General features: G+C 72.1%; 18 protein-coding genes, 1 pseudogene and 1 riboswitch. Of the genes and pseudogenes, 10 read left to right on the forward strand and 9 right to left on the reverse strand.

The window, feature by feature from the left end; genetic code table 11:
* Positions 1 to 162 precede the first annotated feature (162 nt).
* Positions 163 to 351, forward strand: a riboswitch (cyclic di-AMP (ydaO/yuaA leader).
* A 3-nt stretch (positions 352 to 354) separates the two neighbouring features.
* On the forward strand, positions 355 to 828 hold the full coding sequence (locus tag AB0D04_RS17575; RefSeq protein ID WP_362703756.1) for an NlpC/P60 family protein: 474 nt from the start codon (positions 355 to 357) through the stop codon (positions 826 to 828).
* 114 nt (positions 829 to 942) lie between these two features.
* Here the strand turns inward: AB0D04_RS17575 and AB0D04_RS17580 are convergent, their stop codons facing one another.
* Positions 943 to 1,614, reverse strand: a complete 672-nt coding sequence (locus AB0D04_RS17580) for a LysE family translocator (RefSeq protein ID WP_362703759.1) — start codon at positions 1,612 to 1,614, stop codon at positions 943 to 945.
* An 86-nt stretch (positions 1,615 to 1,700) separates the two neighbouring features.
* On the opposite strand from AB0D04_RS17580, the gene AB0D04_RS17585 reads away from it, so the two are divergent.
* Positions 1,701 to 2,618, forward strand: a complete 918-nt coding sequence (locus AB0D04_RS17585; protein ID WP_362703761.1) for a LysR family transcriptional regulator — start codon at positions 1,701 to 1,703, stop codon at positions 2,616 to 2,618.
* A gap of 11 nt (positions 2,619 to 2,629) precedes the next feature.
* Here AB0D04_RS17585 and AB0D04_RS17590 read toward each other — a convergent pair whose 3' ends face one another.
* Positions 2,630 to 3,058, reverse strand: coding sequence for an ATP-binding protein (locus AB0D04_RS17590; protein ID WP_362703763.1), 429 nt, complete (start codon positions 3,056 to 3,058; stop codon positions 2,630 to 2,632).
* A gap of 186 nt (positions 3,059 to 3,244) precedes the next feature.
* On the reverse strand, positions 3,245 to 4,459 hold the full coding sequence (locus AB0D04_RS17595) for an 8-amino-7-oxononanoate synthase (protein ID WP_362703766.1): 1,215 nt from the start codon (positions 4,457 to 4,459) through the stop codon (positions 3,245 to 3,247).
* 169 nt (positions 4,460 to 4,628) lie between these two features.
* Here AB0D04_RS17595 and bioB point away from each other — a divergent pair, with 169 nt between their 5' ends.
* The 4 genes from bioB to AB0D04_RS17615 are packed head-to-tail and all read left to right on the forward strand — an operon-like array spanning position 4,629 to position 8,520.
* Positions 4,629 to 5,762, forward strand: coding sequence for a biotin synthase BioB (gene bioB, locus AB0D04_RS17600; protein WP_362703768.1), 1,134 nt, complete (start codon positions 4,629 to 4,631; stop codon positions 5,760 to 5,762).
* On the forward strand, positions 5,755 to 7,062 hold the full coding sequence (locus AB0D04_RS17605; protein ID WP_362703771.1) for an adenosylmethionine--8-amino-7-oxononanoate transaminase: 1,308 nt from the start codon (positions 5,755 to 5,757) through the stop codon (positions 7,060 to 7,062). The genes bioB and AB0D04_RS17605 overlap by 8 nt, the downstream gene beginning before the upstream one ends.
* Positions 7,063 to 7,092: 30 nt before the next feature.
* A complete protein-coding gene (gene bioD, locus AB0D04_RS17610; protein ID WP_362703774.1) occupies positions 7,093 to 7,812 on the forward strand; it encodes a dethiobiotin synthase in 720 nt (239 codons plus the stop codon).
* A gap of 36 nt (positions 7,813 to 7,848) precedes the next feature.
* Positions 7,849 to 8,520, forward strand: coding sequence for a class I SAM-dependent methyltransferase (locus AB0D04_RS17615; RefSeq protein WP_362703777.1), 672 nt, complete (start codon positions 7,849 to 7,851; stop codon positions 8,518 to 8,520).
* 80 nt (positions 8,521 to 8,600) lie between these two features.
* Here the strand turns inward: AB0D04_RS17615 and AB0D04_RS17620 are convergent, their stop codons facing one another.
* Positions 8,601 to 8,972, reverse strand: coding sequence for a fic family toxin-antitoxin system, toxin component (locus tag AB0D04_RS17620; RefSeq protein WP_362703780.1), 372 nt, complete (start codon positions 8,970 to 8,972; stop codon positions 8,601 to 8,603).
* Between AB0D04_RS17620 and AB0D04_RS17625 the strand changes: the two genes are divergently transcribed.
* A complete protein-coding gene (locus tag AB0D04_RS17625) occupies positions 8,966 to 9,214 on the forward strand; it encodes a hypothetical protein (RefSeq protein WP_362703782.1) in 249 nt (82 codons plus the stop codon). The two genes, AB0D04_RS17620 and AB0D04_RS17625, sit on opposite strands and share 7 nt — an antisense overlap.
* A 160-nt stretch (positions 9,215 to 9,374) precedes the next feature.
* Positions 9,375 to 10,091, forward strand: a complete 717-nt coding sequence (locus AB0D04_RS17630) for a TOPRIM nucleotidyl transferase/hydrolase domain-containing protein (protein WP_362703785.1) — start codon at positions 9,375 to 9,377, stop codon at positions 10,089 to 10,091.
* Here AB0D04_RS17630 and AB0D04_RS17635 read toward each other — a convergent pair.
* From AB0D04_RS17635 to AB0D04_RS17645, 3 genes and pseudogenes are all read right to left on the reverse strand, one after another.
* Positions 9,994 to 10,662 (reverse strand): DUF5701 family protein, encoded by a 669-nt coding sequence (locus tag AB0D04_RS17635; RefSeq protein WP_362703788.1) that lies wholly within the window; start codon positions 10,660 to 10,662, stop codon positions 9,994 to 9,996. The two genes, AB0D04_RS17630 and AB0D04_RS17635, sit on opposite strands and share 98 nt — an antisense overlap.
* A 147-nt stretch (positions 10,663 to 10,809) precedes the next feature.
* Complete coding sequence (locus AB0D04_RS17640) at positions 10,810 to 11,682, reverse strand: virginiamycin B lyase (RefSeq protein ID WP_362703885.1); 873 nt, start codon at positions 11,680 to 11,682, stop codon at positions 10,810 to 10,812.
* A gap of 57 nt (positions 11,683 to 11,739) precedes the next feature.
* Positions 11,740 to 12,516 (reverse strand): annotated as a pseudogene (locus tag AB0D04_RS17645) (alpha/beta hydrolase); the annotation flags it as partial.
* Between the two features lie 152 nt (positions 12,517 to 12,668).
* Between AB0D04_RS17645 and AB0D04_RS17650 the strand changes: the two are divergent.
* On the forward strand, positions 12,669 to 13,328 hold the full coding sequence (locus AB0D04_RS17650) for a helix-turn-helix domain-containing protein (protein WP_362703791.1): 660 nt from the start codon (positions 12,669 to 12,671) through the stop codon (positions 13,326 to 13,328).
* 4 nt (positions 13,329 to 13,332) lie between these two features.
* Here AB0D04_RS17650 and AB0D04_RS17655 read toward each other — a convergent pair whose 3' ends face one another.
* Both AB0D04_RS17655 and AB0D04_RS17660 read right to left on the reverse strand, forming a co-directional pair.
* Positions 13,333 to 13,962 (reverse strand): dihydrofolate reductase family protein, encoded by a 630-nt coding sequence (locus tag AB0D04_RS17655; RefSeq protein WP_362703794.1) that lies wholly within the window; start codon positions 13,960 to 13,962, stop codon positions 13,333 to 13,335.
* Between the two features lie 205 nt (positions 13,963 to 14,167).
* Positions 14,168 to 15,058, reverse strand: a complete 891-nt coding sequence (locus tag AB0D04_RS17660) for a TauD/TfdA family dioxygenase (protein ID WP_362703796.1) — start codon at positions 15,056 to 15,058, stop codon at positions 14,168 to 14,170.
* A 108-nt stretch (positions 15,059 to 15,166) separates the two neighbouring features.
* On the opposite strand from AB0D04_RS17660, the gene AB0D04_RS17665 reads away from it, so the two are divergent.
* Entirely contained in the window at positions 15,167 to 16,147 is a 981-nt protein-coding gene (locus AB0D04_RS17665) for an aldo/keto reductase (protein ID WP_362703798.1), read from the forward strand.
* The last annotated feature ends 83 nt before the right edge of the window (positions 16,148 to 16,230 follow it).

Raw genomic sequence — 16,230 nt, forward strand, 5'->3', positions numbered from 1 at the left:
CACCACCACCCACCCCTCAAAAAATCCGACATAAGTCACCAATCGGTGTAAATGTGACCAATGTCACGCAACGCATTTCTTGCGCGATTTTGGGCGGTGACGGCGTAAAGATCCCTCCACGACAAGACCCCGCCACCTCGACGGGGCGGTCCGGACGGGCGCCTAATCCTGCCGCCGTGCCGGATGTCAGGTCGACGCGGTTGGATCGGCAGGAGCGGAGGAACCGAGCACGACGGGGCCCCGGCCCGCAAGGCCGACGGGCTCCTTGGGGTGAAGCCGTACGCACGGCCGGGCATCTTCGCCTGCCCGAACCCGACAGGTCTCCCTTCGCAGGCGGCTGACGAAGGGTTGCGCATGAGCATGCGCAGGCATCTGCCGCATCTGCTGGCACGCGCCGGCACCGTCTCGGCCCTCACGATGGTCACCATCGGGGCCACCACCGTGACTCCGGGAGCAACCCCCGACGCCGAAGCGGCCGCGGTCTCCACGAAGGCACTGCGGATCGCGGCCTCCAAGCGGGGTTCGCCCTACCAGTGGGGCGCCCAAGGCCCGTACCGCTTCGACTGCTCGGGGCTGACGAGGTACTCGTTCAAGCACGCGGGCAAGGCGCTGCCGCGTACCGCCGCCGCGCAGTACAACGACACCAGTCATGTCTCGCGCGGGGCGCGCAGAAGCGGGGATCTGGTCTTCTTCCACGCGAGCGGCGGCGTGTACCACGTCGGCATCTACGCGGGCAGCGGCCGGATCTGGCATGCGCCGAAGGCGGGCGCGGTGGTGCGGCTGGAGCGCATCTGGAGTTCCGCCGTCTGGTACGGACGGGTGGGCTGAGCTGCGGCGATCCACTGTTCTCCGTCAATTGTCAGTGGGCCTGGGTACGTTGGAGCAATGACCGGGCCCTGCGACATCAACGGGGGGTGGCGGAGCTGCGGGGGCGACGGTGGCTCAGGCGAGTACCAGCTCGGCGAGCAGGATGCCGCCCAGGGCGGTCAGCAGCGCTCCGGTGGCGGCCTCCAGGGCGCGGGCCACCCGCGGGCGGCGCAGCCAGGCGCCGAGGCGGTCGACGAGCAGCGCCACGGCGGGGAACCACACCGCCGCCATGCCGACGACGACGGCCGCGAGCAGCAGGGTGCGGGGCAGCGCGGGCTGCCCCGCCGGGACGAACTGCGGGAGCAGGCTGAGGAAGAGAACGGGGGCCTTGGGGTTGAGCGCATTGGTGAGGAAGCCCTGGCGCAGGCAGCGAGCGGTGGCGAGGCGGCCCATGGGGTGGGCCTCCTCGGCCGGTGCGGCGGTCGCGGGACCGACGGGCCGTGGTGCGCGGGAGGCGGACGGCCGGCGCGCGACCGAGATCAGGGCACGGGCGCCGAGATACAGCAGATAGGCGCCGCCCAGGAGTTGAACGGTCTCGAACAGCGCCGGCACGGCGACGAGCACCGCCGCGAGCCCCGCCACCGCCAGCGCGGTGTGCACCAGCAGTCCGCCCGCGACCCCGAAGGCGGTCGCCACGCCCGCCCGGCGCGAGTCGAGTGCGTTGCGCACCACGACCGCGAAGTCCGCGCCCGGCAGGGCGACCATGCCCGCGGCGACACCGGTGAATGCCATCAGCTGTCCGTCCATGACAGCAGCATCGCCCGAAGGAGCCTTTAATAGGTATGGGAGATCTTCTGGGTCTGCCTAAAGAGATTCTTAAGGGAGTGGCTTCTGTGTACGACCCCACGCGGCTCGCCGCCCTGGTGGCGGTGGCGGAAGCCGGTTCGATCACCCGGGCGGCCGAGCGGCTCGGCTACACCGCCCCCGCGCTCTCCCAGCAGCTCGCCAAGCTGGAACGGGAGACGAGTGCGGCGCTGCTGGTGCGCCACCACCGCGGCGCCCGGCTGACGGCGGCCGGTGAGCTGCTGCTCGTCCGGGCGCGGCGGGTGCTGGACGAGCTGGATCTGGCGCGGCACGAGCTGTCCCAGCTGACCGGGCTGTCGGGGGGCCGGCTGCGCGTGGGGACGTTCCAGACGGCCGGTACGCATCTGCTGCCGCCCGCCCTGAGTTCCTTCCGGCGGGCGCACCCGGACGTGGAGCTGAGCGTGACGGAGTTCGTACCGCCGCAGGAGATGACGGCGGTGGCGCTCGGTGAGGTGGATCTGGCACTGACGCATGAGTATGTGCCCGGCGAGGCGGTGCCGGTGCCGGACGGGGTACGGCTGGACCCGCTGCTGACCGAGGAGCTGGTGCTGGTCACGGCCCCCGGTCATGCGCTGTCGGCGGGCACCGGGCGGCTGGCGCTGACCGAGCTGGCCGGCCAGCCGCTGGTCAGCATGGCGCCGACCAATCCCAATCGGCGCGCCGTGGAGGCGGCGCTGGCGGACGCCGGGGCGAGTGTGGCGGTGCGCTGCGAGTCACCGGGCTACGGCGTGGTGTGTGCCCTGGTGAGCGCCGGGCTCGGGGTGGCGGTGGTCCCGGAGATGATGGCGACCGGTTCGGTGACCCCGCTGGGGATCCGTCACCTGGACCCGCCCGCGCTGCACCGCACGATCTCGGTGGCCTGCCGCACCGGCGGCGGCACCCCGGCGGCGGACACCCTGCGGGCCCTGCTGCACGGCGCGTTCACCCGAAGGGCCCCGGCGCCGTGAGACGGGGGGGCTCAGTGGACCCCGGCCGTCCACGGCATCGCCACGGTGACGGTCTTGCCGCCGCACTCCGTGGGCACGACCGACAGCCGGCCCCCGGACTCCGCGGCGAGGGAGCGGATGATGACCATGCCCCGGCCGTTGTCCTGCTGGACCGCGGCGGGCAGCCGCCGCGGCCGGCGCGGATGGCTGTCGGTGACGCCGATCCGCAGCAGCGCGTCCCGGTCGAGGCGCAGCCCGACGGTGAAGGTCGGTGACCGGCCGAAGGTGTGCTGGACGGCGTTGGTGGTGAGCTCGGAGACGATCAGGCGGATGGCGTCGGCGGTCTCCGTGTCGGCGGGCAGACCCCATTCGGCCAGCACCTCCAGCACATGTCTGCGGGCGAGCGGAACCGACGCCGGGACGCTCGGCAGGGTGAGTGAGGATTCCTGGTGGTCTGCCATGGCGACGCCGTCCCTTTTCCGCCGTGGCCGCAGGGGTGTCCCGTACGGCCACGGACCGGTGCTGTGCGCGCCAGGCTGCCACCGTTGCTGATGGTGTGGTGGCCGATCCACCGAGTTGTACGGATTCTGTCGCCCGAAGCGGTGAACTCTGCGACGGGAGACCGTATTTGGGCGCCCGGAGGGACCTCAGAGCGCCGGCGCGGTGGCGGTGATCACACCGACCGCCGTATCCACCTGGTCGCGCGTCAGGTCCGCGCGGGCGGTGAGCCGCAGCCGGGAGATCCCGTCGGGTACGGACGGTGGCCGGAAACAGCCGACCGCGAGTCCGGCCTCCCGGCAGTCGGCCGCCCAGCGGACCGCCCGCTCCGGGGAGGGCGCCTGTACGGAGACCACCGCGGCGTCCGGCCGTACCGCCGTCAGACCGGCGGCGGTGAGCCGGGCGTGCAGCTCCTGGGCGACCTCGCGGGCACGGGCGGCGCGCTCGGGTTCGCGGCGCAGCAGCCGCAGCGCGGCGAGCGCGCCGCCGACGGCCGCCGGGGCGAGCCCGGTGTCGAAGATGAACGACCGGGCGGTGTTGACCAGATGCTCGATGACCCGGGCCGGGCCGAGCACCGCGCCGCCCTGGGAGCCGAGCGCCTTGGAGAGGGTCACGGTGGTCACCACGTCGGCGTCACCGGCCAGTCCGGCGGCCGCCACCGCACCGCGGCCCCCGTCGCCCAGGACCCCCAGGCCGTGCGCATCGTCGACGACGAGGGCGGCGCCCTGTGCCCGGCAGGCCTCGGCGAGGGCGCGCAGCGGCGCGGCGTCACCGTCGACGGAGAACACCGAGTCGGTGACGGCGAGCGCCCGGCCGTCGTGGCCGGCCAGCGCGGCGCGTACCGCCTCCGGGTCGGCGTGCGGGGCCACTTCGCGGCGGGCGCGGGAGAGGCGGCAGCCGTCGATCAGGGAAGCGTGGTTGCCCGCATCAGAAACGATGAGGGTCGCGGCGTCGGTGAGCGCGGTGACGGCCGCGAGGTTGGCGGCGTAGCCGGAGGACAGGACGAGGGCCGCCTCGAAGCCGCAGAACGCGGCGAGTTCGGCCTCCAGCTGGGCATGCAGCTCGGTGCTGCCGGTGACCAGCCGGGAGCCGGTCGCGCCGGCGCCCCACCGCTGGGCGGCGCGCGCCGCGCCGCCGGTGACCTCGGGGTGCCGGGCCAGACCCAGGTAGTCGTTGCCGGCGAGGTCCAGCAGCGGGGAGTCGGCGGGGCGGGGCCGCAGCGTACGGACCAGTCCGGCGCGCCGGCGTGCGGCGCGCGCCTCGTCGATCCAGTCGAAGGCCGCGCCGGACGCCCGCCGGGAGGGCTCGTCGGGCGTCGCGGGCGAGGCGTCGCGCAGCGGCGAGGGGGCGGCGTCCTGAAGCATCGGCGTCCTTGTCGTCACGGCCTCGTCTCGCGGCCTCGATTGTGGGCTGTCGATAGACGTTAGCGGTCGTTCCGCACGGACACGGTGTGGTGATACACACACCCCGATCCCGCCGTGTTGTGGGAATCCTCCTTGGCCGAGGGCGGTGGCGTACGCCAGGATCACCATCATGGACCTGCTGAACACACTGGTGGACAAGGGACTGCGGCGCGAGTTGCCGACCCGCGAAGAGGCGCTCGCCGTGCTGGCGACGTCCGATGACGAACTGCTCGATGTCGTGGCCGCGGCCGGAAAGGTGCGCCGCCAGTGGTTCGGGCGGCGGGTCAAACTCAACTATCTCGTCAACCTCAAGTCGGGCCTGTGCCCCGAGGACTGCTCGTACTGCTCCCAGCGGCTGGGGTCGAAGGCCGAGATCCTCAAGTACACCTGGCTCAAGCCCGATGACGCCTCCAAGGCGGCCGCCGCCGGCGTGGCGGGCGGCGCCAAGCGGGTGTGCCTGGTGGCCAGCGGCCGCGGCCCGACGGACAAGGACGTGGACCGCGTCTCGGAGACCATCTCCGCCATCAAGGAGCAGAACGAGGGCGTCGAGGTGTGCGCCTGTCTCGGGCTGCTCTCCGACGGTCAGGCCGGCCGGCTGCGCGAAGCGGGCGCCGATGCGTACAACCACAACCTCAACACCTCAGAAGCCACTTACGGCGACATCTGCACCACTCACGACTTCTCCGACCGGGTCTCCACCGTCCAGCAGGCCCAGGCGGCAGGCATGTCCGCCTGCTCCGGACTGATCGCCGGCATGGGCGAGAGCGACGCCGCCCTGGTCGACGTGGTCTTCGCGCTGCGCGAGCTGGACCCCGACTCCGTTCCGGTGAACTTCCTGATCCCCTTCGAGGGCACCCCCCTCGCCAAGGAATGGAACCTCACCCCGCAGCGCGCGCTGCGCATCCTGGCGATGGTCCGGTTCGTCTGCCCGGATGTGGAGGTGCGGCTGGCCGGCGGCCGCGAGGTGCATCTGCGCAGCCTGCAGCCGCTCGCCCTGCACCTGGTCAACTCCATCTTCCTCGGCGACTATCTGACCAGCGAGGGCCAGGCCGGCAAGGACGACCTGGCGATGATCGCGGACGCCGGGTTCGAGGTCGAGGGCACGGACACCACGACGCTGCCGGAGCACCGTACGGAAGCCGAGGCCGCCCCCCGGACCGACGAGGCCGCCACGGTCTCCGCTCCCCCCTCCGACGACACCCGCCGGGACCTGGTCTCCGTACGCCGCCGCGGCGCCGGTACCGACCTTCCGCCCAATGCCTGAGCCGGCCCTCACGCCCGGCGAACTCCTCGCGCTCGACCGGCAGCACGTCTGGCATCCGTACGGGCCGATGCCCGGCCGCGCCGAACCGCTGCTGGTGGAGTCGGCGTCCGGCGTCCGGCTGCGGCTGGCGCAGCCCGTCGAGGGGCGGACCGAGCTGGTGGACGGCATGTCGTCCTGGTGGTCGGCGGTACACGGCTACAACCACCCGGTGCTCAACGACGCCGCGCGCGGCCAGCTGGAGCGGATGAGCCATGTGATGTTCGGCGGGCTCACCCATGAGCCCGCCGTCCGCCTGGCGAAACGTCTCGTCGACATCACCCCGGAGCCGCTGCAGCATGTCTTCCTCGCCGACTCCGGCTCGGTGTCCGTCGAGGTCGCCGTCAAAATGTGCCTGCAGTACTGGCGCTCGGTCGGCAAGCCGCGCAAACAGCGGCTGCTGACCTGGCGGGGCGGCTATCACGGCGATACCTGGCAGCCGATGTCCGTCTGCGACCCGGACGGCGGGATGCACGAGCTGTGGCAGGGGGTGCTGCCGCGTCAGATCTTCGCGGACGCGCCGCCGGCCGGCTTCGATGCCGCACCCGACGAGGCGTATGCGGCGCATCTGCGCGAGCTGATCGGCCGCCACGCCGAGGAGCTGGCGGCGGTGATCGTCGAGCCGGTGGTGCAGGGCGCGGGCGGAATGTCCTTCCACTCCCCCGGTTACCTCCGGGTGCTGCGGGAGGCCTGCGACGCGCACGGCGTCCTGCTCGTCCTCGACGAGATCGCCACCGGCTTCGGCCGTACGGGCGCCCTCTTCGCCGCCGGGCACGCGGGCATCTCACCGGACATCATGTGTCTCGGCAAGGCCCTGACCGGCGGTTATCTCACCCTCGCGGCGACGCTGTGCACATCGGAGGTCGCCGACGGCATCTCCCAGGGCGAGCTCCCCGTCCTGGCGCACGGGCCCACCTTCATGGGCAATCCGCTCGCCGCGGCGGTCGCCGACGCCTCCCTCGGCCTTCTCCTCTCCCAGGACTGGGCCCAGGAGGTCAAACGGATCGAGGCCGGGCTGCGGGACGGTCTGGCGGCGGCCGCGGACCTCCCCGGGGTGCGCGAGGTGCGCGTCCTCGGCGCGATCGGCGTCGTCCAGCTCGACCACGCGGTGGACATGGCGGCCGCGACCCGGGCGGCGGTCCGGGAGGGCGTCTGGCTGCGGCCGTTCCGGGATCTGATCTACACGATGCCGCCGTACATCACCGGTGACGACGATGTGGCGCGCATCTGCGCCGCGGTGTGCGCCGCGGCGCGCGAAGGCTGACGGCCGAAGCTCAAGAGGAGAGGCGAAAAGATGTCGGTGCTGTTCGTGACGGGCACGGGCACGGAGATCGGCAAGACCGTGACCACGGCCGCGATCGCCGCCTCGGCGCTCGCGCAGGGCCGCTCGGTGGCGGTGCTCAAGCCGGCGCAGACCGGGGTGACCGCCGACGGGACGGGTGATGCGGCGGAGGTCGAGCGGCTGGCCGGTCCGGTCACCACCGTCGAACTCGCCCGCTATCCCGAACCGTTGGCGCCCGCCACGGCCGCCTCCCGGGCCGGTCTGCCCCCGGTGCTCCCCCGCGACATCGCCGACGCGGCCGCCAAGCTGGACGCCTCGCACGACCTCGTCCTGGTCGAGGGCGCCGGCGGCCTCCTCGTCCGCTTCGACGCCGACGGCCACACCCTCGCCGACGCCGCCCGCCTGGCCAGGGCCTCGGTCCTGGTGGTCGTTCAGGCGGGCCTCGGCACCCTCAATGCCACCGCCCTGACCGCGCTGGCCCTGCGCGCGTACGGCCTCCACTGCCCCGGCGTCGTCGTCGGCAGCTGGCCCGCCGCGCCCGGCCTCGCCGCCCGCTGCAACCTCGCCGACCTCCCGGAGGCGGCGGGCGCGCCGCTGCTGGGCCTGGTCCCGGAAGGCTCCGGCGCGCTGCCGCCGAGCGCCTTCCGCGGCGCGGCGCGCGGGTGGCTGGCGCCGGAGCTGGGCGGGTCGGCCACATCTGCGGACTTGGCGCCTGCTCAGTGGGGAAACTGAGGGGAGGAGCGGACACCGCCGGCGAAAGGGGCCGTCATGTGGCAGCGCAGGAACGTTCCGCGGACCACGGTGCACCATCCGGTCTTCGCCCGGCTGTACGCGCGGTGCTACGGGCCGGCCGCCGACCGGCGCGCGGGTGTGGCGGCGCTGCGGGACGAACTGCTGGCGGGGGTCAGCGGGCGGGTCATCGAGGTCGGGGCGGGCAGCGGGCTGAACTTCGCGCGCTATCCGGGCACGGTCTCGGAGGTGGTGGCGATCGAGCCGGAGCCCACCTTGCGGGAGGCGGCGCGGACGGCCGCGGCGCAGGCGGAGGTGCCGGTGGATCTGGTGCCGGGGGTGGCGGAGGCTCTGCCGGTCAAGAGTGAGGCGTTCGACTGCGCGGTGGTGTCGCTGGTGCTGTGTTCCGTACGGGATGCGCGGCGGGCGCTGGCCGAGCTGCGGCGGGTGCTGCGGCCCGGCGCCGAGCTGCGGTTCCTCGAGCACGGCCGGGCGCCGGGGCGGGGGCTGGCGGCGGTGCAGTGGTCGCTGGACCATACGGTGTGGCCGCCGCTGATGGGCGGCTGTCACACCTGTCGGGATCCGCTCGCGGAGCTGCGCACGGCGGGGTTCGAGGTGGTGCGGGTACGGCGGTTGACGGTGCCGGAGCGGGGGCCGACGCTGCCGTGGTCCCCGGCGGTGCTGGGGAGGGCGCGGCGGCCGGTCGGCTGACGTCGTGACCGGGCGGCTGACGTGCTGAGCGGCCGACCGAGGTGCTGACCGGGCGGGCGACGTGCTGACGGGGCGTGCGCTCACACCGTCCAGGTGCGCAGTTCGTCGGCGACGGCGCGGACGTCGGCCGTACCGTCCTTGATCAGGCGGGCGAGGTCGCGGACCCGCTCGGGGGAAGTGGCGACCTTCAGGCCGCCGGCGACGAGATATCCGTAGGCGACGGCGGTCGCGAACATCGCATTCGAGCGCTCCAACGCCGGTACCTGGATGAGGAGTTGGAGCAGGGACGCGGCACGGTCCGGCGGCTCGGTGTAGACGGGGACGCCGAATATCTCCGCTTCGTGGCGGCTGACGGCCGCCACCAGGGCGCCCCAGTCGGTGACCTGGGGGTCGGAGGGGGTGTGCTGTTCGGCGATCAGAAGGAGCCAGGCGAGGTCGATGCGCAATGTCACGTGGTGCCCGGCTGTCCTCCCGGGTCCGGCGCCGTCGGGGGTTCGCCGGCCCCGCCGGGCGCCCGGAGCCCGCCGAGCTGGGCCAGGTACTGGACGCCCCGACCCTTCTGATCGGCACACCCGCCCAGATGGCCGAGCAGCTTCGGGAGCGGCGGGAGCGCTTCGGGTTCTCGTACATCACCGTCCTTGACCCGTTCCTGGACGCGTTCGCTCCGGTGCTGGAGGAATTGCGGGGCAGCTGACGGGCGCCGGACACGGGCCGCGCCTTCCTGGCCACCTCGGGCCGCACCTGGCGGCAGCCTCCTCCTTGGTTCGGACCGTCGGGCCCGACTGCTCACCGCCGATCGACGCGCCGGCGGAAATTCCCTACCGTGGCGGCCGGAAAGGGCGGAGACTCGCCCCATGGCTGACATGGGGGCGTTCCGTGAGGCGGTCACCGCGTGGGCGGCCGGTGGCCCCGGCGATCCCGCGCACGAGCTGGCCGCGCGGCTGCCCGTCCGGGCGGCCGTCCTGCTCGAAGGGCCGAGCGATGTCGCAGCGGTCAGCGCGCTGGCCGAGAGCCGCGGCCGGGACCTGGCAGCCGAAGGGATCTGCGTCCTGCCGATGGGCGGTGCGATGAGCGTCGGGCGCTTCGCCCGCCTCCTCGGGCCACCCGGCCTGGGCCTCCGCCTCACGGGACTGTGCGACGAGGCGGAGCGTCGCTACTACGCCCGCGGGTGGGAGCGGGCCAGTGCAACACAGCAAGGGTTCTTCGTCTGCGCGGCGGATCTGGAGGACGAGCTCATCCGCGCGCTGGGGGTGACACGGGTGACGGAGCTCATCCGGGCGGAGGGCGACCTGCGCGCCCTGCAGACCTTCCAGCGCCAGCCCGCACAGCAGGGCCGCACCGCACAGCAGCAGTTGCGGCGCTTCCTCGGCACGAAGAAAGGGCGCAAGATCCGCTACGGCCGCGTCCAAGAGGCCCTGCCCTCATGCTCCTCTGCGTGCCCTCGGCTCCCGGCCCAGGCTCCGTGGGGCTCCCCTATGAGAGGGCGCGGCGGGTGCCCGCCGAGGCCATGCCGAGCCAGGTGTGCGGGTTGCCCGCCCAGCACCAGCCGAGTTTCGGTGCCTTCTGGCTGATCCAGATGGCCGGGACCCTGCGGTCGCCGCTCCGCGAACCGCCCAGGGAGAAGCACTTGTTCTTGACCAGCACCTGCGGGAAATGGGTGAGGAGTGCGATCCCTTCCTCGATGGTGAGCAGGGTGCGGTCTCTTTCGGCGATGACGTTCATGGCGTCGTTGGGGACGGCGCCACAGAATTCCTCGCCGCGTTCGACGTCGCACAGCAGATAGGCGTCCTGGCCGGGGAGTCCGGTCTCCTCGGTGGCGACGAACCGTTCGAGGGCGCCGGGTTCGAAGGACCGGTCGACGAATCCGGGCAGTCGCCCGCCGTGCAGGGTGGTGCGCGGCATCGTCTCCTCGATCGGGGCCGCGTTCCGGGTGACGACCAGCAGGAACGGCACGCGGCCGGACTCGGGTTCGCACCGGCTGTCCGACGCTGCCGAGGCTGCCACGGCGCAGTCGCGCAGCGGGGCGACCAGGGCGGCGAACCGCTCCGGGCCGAGGCCGGAGAACGCGGGGTATCCGAGGTCGGTCAGGTTGCGGACCTGGCGGTCGAATTCGGCTCCTGCGTCGAAGGCCGTCCGGGGCAAAGGGGTTCCTTTCGTCGTGTTCGGTTCTGGTGCGTGATGGGCGTGATGGGCGTGATGGGTCTGACGGGCGTGGGTCACGTCAACTCCCTGTCCGCGGCGGCCTCGATGTCGGCGGGGCGTCGGGAGCGGCGGCAGGGGTGGGAGCTGTCACAGGGACACCTCGATCCTGGCCAGGGAGCCGGTTTCCAGGGCGCACCACAGTGCGCCGCGGTGCTGGACGATGCCGTGCGGTTCGCAGGTGGAGCGGGGCAGGTCGTATGCGGTGATCCGGCCGTCGGTGGTGATGCGTCCGACCCGGCCGCGGCCCCATTCGGTGAACCACAGCGCCCCGTCGGGGCCGGTGGTGAGGGCGTGCGGTCGCACCTGACGGTCGGGCAGGGGGAATTCGGTGACGGTGCCGTCCACGGTGAGGCGCCCGATCTGTCCCGCGCCGATCTCGGTGAACCACAGCGCCCCGTCCGGTCCGGCGGTGATGCCCACCGGAGCGGCGGCCTCGGTCGGCAGCCGGTAGGCGGACGTCCGGCCGTCGGTGGTGATCCGGCCGATCGCGTTGCCCTGGTTGAGGGTGAACCACAGCGCGCCGTCGGGGCCCGCGGTGAGGGCGGACGGGAAGGCGCCCGGTGCCGGGTACTCGGTGATGTCGCCGTCCATGGTGATCCGGCCGATGCGGTCTGCGCCGGACAGCGTGAACCACATGGCTCCGTCCGGCCCGGGGGCGATGCCGTACGGACCGCCGGCGGCCGTCGGCGGAGCGAAGGAGGAGGCTTCGCCGTCCATGGTGATCCGGCCGACGCGATGCGCACGGTACTCGGTGAACCACAGGGCGCCGTCGGGCCCTTGGGCGATCATCGTCGGGCCCGCGCCGACGGAGGTGAGCGTGACGTGGCCGTTGATGTCTCTGCGGCCGATCCCGTCCTGGTGGACCAGGGTGAACCACAGTGCCCCGTCAGGTCCGTCCGCCAGCGCGTAAGGCCCCGCGTCCGGACCGCTGACGGTGAACTCGCGGACCGGGTCCGCCAGCCACCGCCCGATCCGCTCCAGCAGCACCTCGCCCTGCTCGGACAGGTGGAAGGCGTGCGGCATGCCCTCGTACTCGTCCAGGTGCACGCTCACCCCGGCGGCGTCGGCCGCCTCGGCGAAGCGGCGGGCGTCGTCCAGGAGCACCTCGTCCGTACCGACGGCGACCAGCAGCGGCGGCAGCCCGCGCAGGTCGCCGAACAGCGGCGACTGGGGCGCTTTCTGAGCGCTCGCGCCCGCCAGGTACTGGGTGCCGATGGAGCGGAGAACGGCGTGGCTGAGCACGTCCTTGCCGTCGTTGGCGGACAGCGACGCACCGGTCAGCGTGAAGTCGGTGACGGGCGAGACCGCGACCGCGGCACCGGGCTGCGGACCGCCGGCCCGCTTGATCTCCAGCAGGGCGGACAGCACCAGGGTGGCGCCCGCCGACTCGCCGGCGAAGACGACCTCCGAGGCGGCAACGCCCTCGTCCAGCACGCTCCGCCAGGCGGCCAGCACGTCCTCGAGCGCCGCGGGGTAGGGGTGGGCCGGCGCCAGCCGGTAGTCCACCCGCAGGGCCGGGCGGCCGGTGGCCTTCGACAGCCGGTACGCCATCACGCGCTCGGCCTCAGGCATGCTGTGGGCGAATCCTCCGCCGTGCACGTAGATCACCGCACCGTCCCGGGCGCCCGGCGCGGTGACCCAGCCACCACGCACCTCGGCGTCGGCCGGGAGCGGGGCGGCGACCGGCGCGCCGATGCGGTCGCGGGCCGGCCGGGTCTGCCCGGGCGCCGCGGGAACAGCAGTGACGTTCAGCAACAGTCCTCCGTCGTACGTGGTCGCGTGGTTCTCACACATGGGTGGTCATGGAACGGGCTCCGTGCGCCGCACCGCCGACGAGCGGGTGACGCAGCAGCGCTCCCCCACAGGGAAAATTACGACGGGCGTAAATTTACGCAGGAGGCAAGAGGGGTGTCAATATAAAAGTACAACGAGGGTAAGATTTCCCCATGGGTATCGAGTCGAGCACCACGACGGGCGCCGCGCCGACGGGCCTGCGCGAGACCAAGAAGCGCGAGACGCGGCAGCTGATCTCCGACCAGGCGACCAGGCTCTTCATCGAGCAGGGCTTCGAGCGCACCACCATCACCGAGATCGCGGACGCCGCCCGCGTCGCCAAGAAGACCGTGACCAACTACTTCCCGCGCAAGGAAGACCTGGCCCTGGACCAGCAGGACGAGTTCGTCACCGGCCTGGCCCGCACCGTCGCCGCCCGCGAACCCGGCGAATCCGCCCTCTCGGCGCTGCGCCGCGCCTTCCTGTCCGCGGTCACCGCACAGGACCCGGTCTCCGGTTTCGCCGGCCCGGAGTTCACCCGCATGATCGTGGAGAGCCCCACCCTCTCGGCCTGCCTGCGCGGCCTGCACGACCAGCGCGAAGACGCCCTGACCGCCGCCCTCGCCGAGGCCACCGCTGCCCCCGCCGACGCCATCACTCCCCGCACGGCCGCGTCCCTGCTCGGCGGGGTGCACCGCGTCCTGTTCCGCCGCATCCAGGACCTCACCCTCGCAGGCCGCACCAACCCGGAGATCGCAGCGGTCCTCGAGGACGAGACCGTCCAGGCGTTCGCCCTGCTCGAACCGGCCCTCGCCGACTACGCCCGGGCCTGAGCGCTCACTCCTGTTCGTCCAGCATGAAGGATCCGTACTCGGGCTTCCCTGCCCGTTCGTAGACGCAGTACTGCACGCCCACGCTGGTGGCGCGGGATTCCGCGAGCGTCCAGGCCGCAGGGGCGGCACCGTTGGCGAAGAGCCGCTTGCCGGTCCCGATGATCACCGGGTTGACGAGCAGCCGGTACTCATCGACGAGGTCGTGCTGCTGCAGGGTGTGGATGAGGTCGCTGCTGCCCTGCGTCATGATCACGCCGTCGAGCTGCTCCTTGAGCCGTGCGACGGACTCTGCGGCCTCGCCCTTCAGCAGATGGGAGTTGTGCCACTCCAGCGTGTTCCGGGTGCGCGAGGCGACGTACTTGGGCATGGCATTGAGCTTCACGGCGATCGGGTCGTTTTCGTCGGTGACGCGGGGCCAGTGGGCGGCGAAGATGTCGTAGGTCTTCCGGCCGAGCAGGAGATGGTCGGCGGTCCGCTCCAAGACCCCTCTCATCAGGCCCATGAAGTCGTCGTCGACGTACGGGACCTGCCAGCCGCCGTGCTCGAAGCCATCGTCGACATCCTCGCCCGGGCCGCCGGGGGCCTGCATGATGCCGTCCAAGGTGACGAATGCGGTAACGATCAGTTTGCCCATGGTGCTGCCTTTCGGGTGCGGAATCCGCCTGCACTGGGATCGACTCCTGAGCCGGCGAGAACTCATCGCCTGCCGCGCGACCGGCAGGTTCTGGAAACTTTTCCGCGGTCAGTGGCCCGCCACACTGAACGACATCGCCCCAGCCGTCGCCGGCCTGCGGTCCCACCACCCACCTGCCGCCTGCCGACCAGCGGCGATGCCGGGGTCAGGTGGTGCGCGTGGGCTGGTGCCGCCGGAGCATGACCCGGACGAGGCACCGTCGGCGGGCGGGGTCACTGTGGTCCTCGTAGGACGTACGGCCGTGCAGGACACGGCGGTCGTCGATGACGAGACAGTCGCCCTCCTCCAGCAGGGTCGTGATCTTGAGTTCCGGGCGGGCCAGCACCTGTCGCAGAGTGTCCAGGGCCGCCCTCCTGTCGGGCGGGAGTGGCTCGCCGGTCAGCTCGGTGGCGGTCTCGATCCGCTTGACGTTGCAGCGGACGTGAAGGCGACCACCGACCTGCGCGAACACCGGCGCCCACACCACGGGCGGTGCTCCCGGAGGCGTGACGTGGCGGCGGTCGAAGGGGAACGGGGCGCCGAGCAGGTGCAGTACCTCCGGGAACTCCTCGCACAGCGCCCGGTGCACTGTCCAGCCGTCCACCAGCACGGATGCGCCGCCCTGTTCGGCCTTCCGGTGGGTGAGGAGGGCGATGCTGTCGGGTTCCTGTCCGAAGGGCTGGACAGCCTGGTCGTTGTGCAGATGCAGGTAACCGCGCGACTTGGAGGTGTAGGCGTTCTCGTGGAAACGGCGGTCGTCGATGTACGCCGAGAGGCCCTCGTCCCGGACCAGCCACGCGAGGGCGGTGTCCGTACCGCGGCCCTGCGGGAGCGGCTCGCCGAGGTGGCGAAGCATCGACTCGCTGAACTCCTGGGCGTCTTGCGTGCTCATGGTGGCGATGGGCGTACCCGTCACCACGGTGAAGCCAGGGCCGTCGAGCAATTCTTCATGTATGCGACGGGCCAGAGACGCGTGGTCGGGTAGGTACGGGAGGCGAAACGCCGCAGGGGAGGCGAAGGAGTGGTGCGTCCAGCCGTTCGTGATGTCCCGGAGCATCGGCGCCCTTCTTCCGGCCCGGTATGGCCAACTCCCCTACTGAGCATAGGAGTCGTGGAGGGCCGCAGAGAAGACCGCTGCCCGATGGAGGGCAACGGGAGAAAGGGGATGGCGATGTTGCAGAAGCGGCTGGGCCATGACGGTCCGCTTGCGTCGGCGATGGGCCTGGGCTGCATGGGCATGTCCGACTTCTACGGGTCGGCTGACGAGACGGAGTCGGTCGCGACGATCCGCCGGGCACTCGACCGGGGCATCTCGTTCCTCGACACGGCCGACATGTACGGCCCGCACACCAACGAGGAACTCGTGGGGCGGGCCATCGCAGGTCGCCGCGACGAGGTATTTCTTGCCACCAAGTTCGGCGTCGTCCGGTCCGCCGATCCCCGGGCACGCCGGATCGACTCGACCCCCGCGTATGCCAGGACGGCCTGCGAGGCGTCACTGCGGCGCCTTGGGGTGGACCACCTCGACCTCTACTACCTCCACCGCCGCAACCCCGACGTCCCGATCGAGGACACTGTCGGCGCCATGGGCGAGCTGGTGGCCGAGGGAAAGATGCGCTGCATCGGCCTGTCGGAGGTGAGTGCCGACACCCTCCGCAGGGCCTGTGCCGCAGCCCCGGTCACGGCGTTGCAGAGCGAGTACTCGCTGTGGACGCGTGGCCTGGAACGGGAGATCCTGCCCGCGGCCCGTGAACTCGGCGTCGCGCTGGTGGCGTACGCACCCCTCGGGCGTGGCCTCCTCACGGGCGCCCTGACCTCTGTGGACACCATGGCCGCCGACGACGTCCGGCGCGGTCAGCCACGCTTCCAGGGAGAGAACCTCTCAGCCAACCTGGAGCTGGTCCGGCGCATACGGGCGCTCTCCGCGAACATCGGCTGCACGCCGGCGCAACTGGCACTCGCCTGGCTGCTGGCCCAGCCCGACACCGTGATCCCCCTCCCCGGCATGCGCCGCCGCCCCCACCTCGACGAGAACAGCGGGGCGTTAAAGGTGCGGCTCTCCGCCGAGCAGATGAAGTCGATCAGCCAGGCCGTCCCGGAGGCCGTGGGCGACCGCGCACCCGACCTGTCCCGCCTGGAGAAGTAGCGGCTGCCCCGTAACGTCCACCTGCCTTCACACACTACGAGTCCCGCCCAGGCCCCGCAGAACGCCCTCTCCTGAGCAAGTAG

This window comes from Streptomyces sp. NPDC048483, from assembly GCF_040651455.1.
Classification (GTDB): Bacteria; Actinomycetota; Actinomycetes; order Streptomycetales; family Streptomycetaceae; genus Streptomyces.